Source organism: Streptomyces sp. NPDC007162 (assembly GCF_040634175.1).
In the GTDB taxonomy this organism is placed as follows: domain Bacteria; phylum Actinomycetota; class Actinomycetes; order Streptomycetales; family Streptomycetaceae; genus Streptomyces.
Window position 1 is genome coordinate 1 of the sequence record NZ_JBEYFC010000425.1, and the last position, 7,825, is coordinate 7,825.

The window sequence follows — 7,825 nt, forward strand, 5'->3', positions numbered from 1 at the left end:
GACCTGGCCGTGATGTCACCTGACGGCCGATTGACGATCGTCGACCGGATCAAGGCCTTCGGACACTGGACGCCATCGCCGCACTCCGCAACACGCTCGGCGTCGGACTCGCTGCTGCAAGCGATCGACCTCGCCGTCGCCGCGGAGGAGCTGGGGGTGGACGGCGCCTACTTCCGGGTCCACCACTTCGCACGGCAGCACGCCTCGCCCTTCCCGCTCCTCGCCGCCATCGGCGCGCGCACCAGCCGGATCGAGATCGGCACCGGGGTGATCGACATGCGTTACGAGAACCCGCTCTACATGGCGGAGGACGCGGGCGCGGCCGACCTGATCTCGGGCGGCCGGCTCCAGCTCGGCCTCAGCCGGGGCTCACCCGAGCAGGTGATCGACGGCTGGCGGCACTTCGGTCACCAGCCGCCGGAGGGGGGAACCGACGCCGACCTGGCGCGCGCCCACACCGAGGAACTGCTCCAGGTGCTGAAGGGCGAGGGATTCGCCGAGCCCGACCCCCGGCCGATGTTCGCCAACCCGCCGGGGCTGCTTCGGATCGAGCCGCACTCCGAGGGCCTGCGAGAGCGCATCTGGTGGGGTGCCGGCTCGAACGCGACCGCGGTCTGGGCCGCCGGGCTCGGGATGAACATGCAGAGCTCGACCCTCAAGGACGACGAGAGCGGCGAGCCGCTCCATGTCCAGCAACGCAAGCAGATCGAGGCGTACCACGACGCCTGGCGCGCCGCGGGCCACACCCGCACCCCCAGGGTGTCGGTCAGCCGCAGCATCTTCCCGCTCGTCGACGACCGGGACCACGCGTACTTCGGCCGCGACCGCGACTCCACGGACCAGATCGGCTACATCGACGCCCACACACGCAGCATCTTCGGCCGCTCCTACGCCGCCGAACCCGACGCACTCGTCAAGCAGCTCGCCGAGGACGAGGCCATCGCCGCCGCCGACACCGTGCTGCTCACGGTGCCCAACCAGCTCGGGGTCGACTACAACGCGCACATCCTCGACAGCGTCCTGACCCACGTCGCACCCGCACTCGGCTGGCGCTGACAGCACCGGCCGACAAGTCCATACGTGGTGCTGCAGCGGCTCGGGGCCACGGATCTCGTCGCCGTCCTCGGCTTCCTCGGCTCAGAACGCGCGGAAGTCCTCGAAGGAGGGCTCGAACGGAGCATCGGGCAAGCGGTAGGCCTTGCATCGGGCGCCGTTCTTGCCCTGCGGTCCGACGCCGGCCGCCTCGCCGGGGAACGCGTCGGGGACCACCGCCCATCCCAGGTTCTTTTCGTAGTACCGCACGGCGGTGTGCACCGACGGCCACCAGTCGTCGTCGATGACGATCAGCCCACCGGGCCGGACGGCCTTGCGCAGGAAGTACAGGTCGACGAAGACTTCATGGAACCGGTGGCTGCCGTCCACGAAGGCGGCGTCCGCGACGAAACCCTCGGTCAGCAGTTGGGGAAGCACGAGAGAGGAAGGGGCGGCCTTGAGCGTGGCGATCGTCTCAAGCCCCGCCGAGCGCAGCAGGTCCCAGCCGGCGTTGGAGAACTCTCGCTCCTGGAACGGGTCGATGATGATGTGCCGGGGGTTGGGACGATCGATGGTTACCAGCGCCTCGCCGATCGCCAGCGCGGAACTGGCGTAGGCGAGACCGATCTCGACGACCGTCGCGGCCTTCTCGGCGATCAGGAGGTCGCGCAACTGGTCGCAGTGCTGCTCGGGCACCGTGACGGTCTCGAAGTCCGCCTCCGGATCGCGCGTGCGCGGCGGACCGTCCTGCACGAGTCGTCGGCGCACCTCGCGCACTCGCGCCGCACGTTCACCTGTCTTCGTCACCCTGGCATCTCTTTCGCTGCGACAGCACCTCAGGTTTCACCATAAGCACGGAGGCGGATCGTGCGGGAAGCCACGGTGCGACGCCACCGTCACCCTCGCGAGGTCCGGAAAGAGAAGCGCCTCCATGGATCCCCCCGCATGACGTCTTTGAGCGCAATCCGGGATGCCGTGGCCGTCGGTGATCAAGTGATGCTTGGAGCACAGCGCCTCGCGATCGAGCAGTGGTTTGCGGCCCGGGTAGGAAGTGGGGACTCGGCGCGATGTCCCGCTCGTCAAGTTCAGCACGACGCCGTCTGGGACCGCGGCCAGGTACACGACGAAATCTGCGCGCAGCTGCCGGGCAGCGGCACCGACGAGCGAGGCTGTGACCCGGGGCCCGGGTGGGCGGGGCTCGGGACGTGGGGCTGTCGCACTGATCGTTCTCGGTGGTCTCGCGGCAGCGTGGGTCTTCTTACGGCTGCCCGGCACCTCGGCGGAGCCGACGGGTCGTCGTCATCGGCCTGGTGATCGCGGGAAGCGCCCTGTTGGGACGCCGTCGCGCCCGGACCGCGTCCGCCGAAAAGACGGACGAGCTGGAGCGTGCCTGACGTCACCACCGGTGAGCAACGCCGAACGGCGGCAACCGGACGCGGCCGGAGCGGCTGTTGCGCCGCTCCGGGCCCGGTCAGTGGGAATCAGCGCCGGTAAGGGTTCTTGGCAGACGGCTCTCCCAAGTTCCTACCTGGGATCGGCCCAGGTGACGACCGGGCCCCTCCGCGGGCGGTGACCCGTCGGTTCTGCAGCGGACCGGTGTGCGTCCGTCGGGCTCATGGTGCGCACCGGCCGGTGCGGGTCAGCACAGGGAACGGAAGGGAAGATCGGGCAGGTACCGCTGCCACTGCGGAGGCGTCAGGGCGTTGCGCGTAGTGGCGCAGATGCGCCGGACGGGCGCCCCGACCCTGACGCGCGTCAGCTCGACGGTACGGTCGTCGGCGGCGGTTGCGAGGAGGCGCCCGTCGGGGCTGAAAGCCGTGTCGTTGACGGCTCCGGTGTGACCGGTCAGGGCCGATCCCATGGCGGTGGCGTGGGCTGGGTCGGCCACGTCCCACAGGCGCACGGTCCGGTCGTCGCCGCCGCTGGCCAGGGTGTGTCCGTCCGGGCTGAAGGTGAGGGAGTCGACGAAGCTGGAGTGGCCTGTGAGCGGCTGTCCCACCTGTGCGCAGTGGGCGGGGTCGGTGACGTTCCACAGCCGTACGGTGTGGTCGGCGCTCGCGGTGGCGAGGGTATGACCGTTCGGGCTGAAGGCTACGGCGCGGATGCCGCCGCTGTCGGTCCCCACGGCGGGCCGGAACAGCCGGGGGTGTGCCGGATTCGACGTGTTCCACAGACGGAGCGTGTCATCGGAGCCCGCGCTGGCCAGAGCGTGTCCGTCCGGACTGAACGCCAGCGCCTCGACGCTGTCGGTGTGGCCTCGTAGGACGCTCAGGGCACGCGCATTCCCCGGGTCGGCGACGTCCCACAGCCGTACGGTGCGGTCGGCGCTCGCGGTGGCCAGCACGCGGCCGTTCGGGCTGAACACCACGCGCATCACCGGCCCCGTGTGACCGGCCAGCACGCGCAGGCGGCGGGGGTGACGGGGGTCGGCGACGTTCCAGAGGCGCACCGTGCCGTCGGCGCCCGCGGTGGCCAGCACGTGACCGCTCCGGCTGAAGGCCACTCGGGAGCCGCTGCCCGTGGGGACTGCCAGTGCCGACAGCGCTCTGGGACGTCCGGGGTCGGTGACGTCCCAAAGCTTCGTGCGCTGGCCCGTGCCGCCGGTGGCCAGGACATGGCCGTCGGGGCTGAAGGCGACGGCGGTGAGGGGGCCGGGGACAGTCAGACGCGTACCGGGAAGGTTCCACAGCCGCACCGTGTGGTCACGGGAGGCGCTGGCGAGCGTGTGGCCGTCGGGGCTGAAGGCCAGCCAGTAGACGTAGTCGGTGTGACCGGTCAGCGGTTCGCCGAGGGCCGACGGGTGCGCGGGGTCGGTGACGTTCCACAGCCGTACGGTGTGGTCGGCTCCGGCGGTGGCGAGGATCTGTCCGTCGGGGCTGAACGCCACGGCGTACACGGAGTCGGTGTGGCCGGTCAGCGCGGGGCCCAGCGGTGTGGCGTGCGCGGGACGGGAGACGTCCCACAGGCGCACGGTGTGGTCGTTGCTGACGCTGGCCAGCGTGCGTCCGTCGGGGCTGAAGGCGACCGCGTAGACGGTGTCCTTGTGGCCTCTCAGCGGAGGTCCGAGAGGCTTGGGGGCGGCCAGGTCCGCGATGTTCCACAGGCGGATGGTGTGGTCGTGGCCGGCGCTGGCCAGCACGCGCCCTCGCGGGCTGAACGTCGCGGAGGCGACCGCCCCCACGTGGCCGGTCAGGGCGTGACCGACAGGTGTGGCGTGCGCGGGGTCGGACACGTTCCACAGCCGCAGTGTGTGGTCGTAGCCCGCGGTGGCCAGGATCCGGCCGTCGGCGCTGAACGACACCGAGAACACGTAACTGGTGTGGCCTTTCAGGAGTGGACCCCACACCGTGGGGTGAGTGGGATCGGTGACGTTCCACAGTCGTACCGCCCGGCCGCGGCCCGCGGCCGCGAGCGTGTGGCCGTCGGGGCTGAAGGCCAGCCAGTACACCCAGCCGATGTGGTCCCTGAGGGGTGTGCCGAGTGCTCTGGGGTGGGCGGAGTCGGTGACGTTCCACAGTCGGACGGTTCCGTCGGCGCCCGCGGTGGCCAGGGTGCGCCAGTCCGGGCTGTAGGCCACGGCGAAAACGGTGTCGGTGTGTCCGGTCAGCGTGGTCGCGAGGGGCGTGTTCTCGGTGCTGAGGAGCCTGGTGTAGAGCTCGGGTGAGGGCCGCAGCCGGTAGGCGGCCAGGCTGAGACGTGCGGCCAGCGAGGTGTCGTTGCTCTCCACCTGCTCCGAGCGGGCCGTGATCTCGCGGGATATGGCGACGTCACGCTCCGCCCGTGCGGCGCCGCGCTGCTGGAACGCGACGACGGCGGCCGTTGAGGCCAGGAGCGTGAGGACGGCCAGTACGGCGACCGCGGCTCGGCGCAGGTGGCCGGCCCGGCGTTGCTGCCGGAGGGACGCCGTCAGGAACTCCTGGACCCGCTCGCCGAGCAGGAGGTCGCCGCGGTGGCGTTCGGCCCACTCGGCGGCTGTGGCCAGCTGACTGCCGCGGTAGAGCAGGCCCTGGTCCCTGTGCTCGCGCTCCCAGGTGGTTGCGGCTTCCGTCAACCGCTGGTGGGTGAGCAGTCCTGCCCGGTCCTCGTTCAGCCAGCCGGCCAGCCGCGGCCACGCTTGGAGCAGTGCCTCGTGGGTGATCTCGACGGTGTCGGTGTCCAGTGTGACGAGGCGGGCCTGGGCCAGCGCGTCCACAACGGCCTGGGTGCCGGGATGAGCGAGACCGTCCAGTTCGGCGCGCGCGACACGTCGTCTGGTGTCGTCGGTCCCCTCACCGAGGACGACGAGCCGCAGGAAGACGGCGCGGGCCAGGTGCTGTTGCGGGGGCGTCAGACCGGCGAAGACGGTTTCGGCCGTCTGCGCGAGAGCATGCCGGATACCGCCGGCGGCTTCGTAACCGGCCAGGGTGAGGGTGTTGCCGCGTCGGCGCCGCCAGGTCTCGCGCAGAGCGTGCGAGACCAGGGGCAGGGCGTTGGCCTGGCCGGTGGCATCGGCGACGACGCGGGCCAGCAGCGGGGTCTCGACCGTGCAATCGGCCTGTACGGCGGGTTGGCTGATGGCCCGGCGCAGTTCGTCGGTGGTCATCGGGCCGACGAGCAACTGGGCGTCGCGCAGCGCCTCGACGAGGTCCGGGTGTTCGGAGCAGCGGGCGTAGAAGTCGGCCCGGACACCGATCACGACGCGGGTGCGGCTGTTGGCGGCCTGGGCTGCGGTGATCACGGCCTCGATGAATGCGGCCCGTTCCCGTGTGCTGGTGCAGAGCGTGAAGACTTCTTCGAACTGGTCCACGACCAGCAGGAGTTCGCTGTCCTCAGGTAGGTCGGCGAGGATCTGCAGCACACTCAGGTGCAGGGCGCGCGGCTTTTCCCGCAGCTCCTCGGACAGGGCGGTGGCTGATCCGCCGCTCAAGGCGGCCAGTCGTGCGGCGCACACCTCCAGCGGGTGGGGGCCCGGGACGAGCAGTACCGTGCGCCATTCGCCCTTCCCCGGGGTGATGGCATCGGCCCTGGGCAGCAGGCCGGCCCGCAACAGGCTCGACTTGCCCGAGCCGGAGGCTCCGAACACCGCGAGGAAGCGATGGTCCCGGACGCGGGTGACCAGGTCGTCGGTCAGGCGTTCGCGTCCGAAGAACCGTTCGGCGTCCTCCGGCTGAAACGCCGCGAGCCCCGCGTAGGGGCTCAGGCGTTCGTCGTCCCAGGAACCGAGCGACGTCTCGGCCGGATTCTCGGCCGCCAGTTCCGCGGCGGCCGACCGCCACCGCGCCTCCCATGCGGCCGGGTCGCCCTCACAGGCCCGTACGTACGCGAGGGTGACGGCCAGGCTCGGCAGTCTCCGCCCCGCGGCGGCGTCCGCGAGGGTCGTGGACGAGTAGTGCGCCCGACGGGCCAACTCCCGATAGGGCGGGCTCCCGGCCTCGGCCCGTAATCGTCGCAGGTCGGCCGCGAAGACGGTCAGCACGCCGTCGTCGTCCGCCAACGGACGCTCGGCTCGTGGCACCCCGCACCTCCTCGAGATCAACAGATCCGGCTCATTGTCCGGAGCTTGTCGTCCGGCGCTCAACCCCCGATTCCGGACAACGAAACGGCTGTACAAACGGGGTCACAGGCGGATCGCTGTGCTCGCCCCGAGGAAAGGGACACCGATGAGAAAACCGGCCGCGAGAAGCGCCGTGGTGAGTACCGCACTCGCGCTCGCCGTCATGGGCACAGCGGGCGCGGCCGACGCACGAGTCGGCGCGGACTGGGTCGGCTACGGCTGTCCAAACCACTACAACGCGGTCAGGTGCACGCAGGAGGGGATCAACAACTCGCCGACCCCTCACCACGTGAAGGTGGACGGGATCGTCGGCCCGGAGACCGGTGACGACCTACTCGGATGGCTCGGTTCCGGCTGCGACTCCTACCTGCCCACCACCGGCTGACCCGATCCACCCCCTGACGGAGGGACATTCGCCATGCATGTCCGCAGGTGTCTTCCAGCGGTCCTGGCTGCTGCCGTCCTGGTGGGCGGCGGTCTGGCCACCGCCTCCGCGGCCCAGGCCCACACCCTGTCCACCCAGGCGTACTCCTGTCACTTCTACGCCTCCGGAGGAGGTGAATACGCCGGTCACTACAGCGGGAACACGATCGTTCCGTCATCGACGTCGGTGACGAGTGCGGGCATCGAGGCTCAGTGCCTGCTCAGTCGCATCGGGTACTACACGGACCCCGTCGACGGAATCTTCGGCCCGCACTCGCAGGCCGCGATGGAGCTCGCCCAGCAGACGTACAACAGCGTCTACCACAAGCACGTCAGCGTGGACGGATTCCCCGGACCTGAGTCGTGGTGGGGACTTCGTCTCGTCGCCGGGGGCTGATTCCCCACGCCCATCCATCCCGAAACAGCCCGTTTCCCGACGGGCGCAGGAGAAGGAGTGTCATGAAGTCCAGCAAGCGTCTACTCGCGGGAGCGGCAACCGTGGCCATGGCCATGTCGGGGCTGCTCTGTTCCCCGGCTGCCCAGGCCGCCGGACAGACCTCGGCGCAGCCGACTGCCCGCAAGACCGTGTACGTCTACGCCACCGACGTTCATCTGCGGGCGGCGCCCAACACCGGCGCCGCGATCCTCGCGACGGTGTCGCACATCTACCTCTACGACTACTGCCAGACCGACAAGAACACCACCGCGGTTCCCGACCCCAACGGAGGGACCAACTCCTGGTGGAGCGAGGTGACGCTCACGACGGGCAGCGACTTCGCCTGGGTGAGCAACGTGTACCTGCAGGGCGGCCGGAAGATATCGGGTGTTCCGGACTGC

General features: G+C 70.3%; 6 protein-coding genes. 4 read left to right on the forward strand and 2 right to left on the reverse strand.

Annotation, left to right across the window (positions count from 1 at the left end; all coding sequences use genetic code 11):
- Nucleotides 1–12 precede the first annotated feature (12 nt).
- Nucleotides 13–1,056, forward strand: a complete 1,044-nt coding sequence (locus ABZ646_RS34785) for an LLM class flavin-dependent oxidoreductase (protein ID WP_360528042.1) — start codon at nt 13–15, stop codon at nt 1,054–1,056.
- 81 nt (nt 1,057–1,137) lie between these two features.
- Here ABZ646_RS34785 and ABZ646_RS34790 read toward each other — a convergent pair whose 3' ends face one another.
- Together ABZ646_RS34790 and ABZ646_RS34795 are read right to left on the reverse strand one after the other, a co-directional pair.
- A complete protein-coding gene (locus ABZ646_RS34790) occupies nt 1,138–1,839 on the reverse strand; it encodes a class I SAM-dependent methyltransferase (protein ID WP_360528027.1) in 702 nt (233 codons plus the stop codon).
- Nucleotides 1,840–2,671: 832 nt separating this feature from the next.
- Nucleotides 2,672–6,526 (reverse strand): WD40 repeat domain-containing protein, encoded by a 3,855-nt coding sequence (locus ABZ646_RS34795; RefSeq protein ID WP_360528030.1) that lies wholly within the window; start codon nt 6,524–6,526, stop codon nt 2,672–2,674.
- Nucleotides 6,527–6,701: 175 nt separating this feature from the next.
- Here ABZ646_RS34795 and ABZ646_RS34800 point away from each other — a divergent pair, with 175 nt between their 5' ends.
- The 3 genes from ABZ646_RS34800 to ABZ646_RS34810 all read left to right on the forward strand — a co-directional run.
- Nucleotides 6,702–6,950 (forward strand): hypothetical protein, encoded by a 249-nt coding sequence (locus tag ABZ646_RS34800; protein ID WP_360528033.1) that lies wholly within the window; start codon nt 6,702–6,704, stop codon nt 6,948–6,950.
- Nucleotides 6,951–6,983: 33 nt separating this feature from the next.
- The gene (locus ABZ646_RS34805; RefSeq protein ID WP_360528036.1) at nt 6,984–7,385 is read left to right on the forward strand and encodes a peptidoglycan-binding domain-containing protein; all 402 of its coding nucleotides are present in this window, start codon (nt 6,984–6,986) and stop codon (nt 7,383–7,385) included.
- A gap of 62 nt (nt 7,386–7,447) precedes the next feature.
- Nucleotides 7,448–7,825, forward strand: a 378-nt coding sequence (locus ABZ646_RS34810) for a hypothetical protein (protein ID WP_360528039.1), incomplete at its 3' end; no start/stop codon positions are given.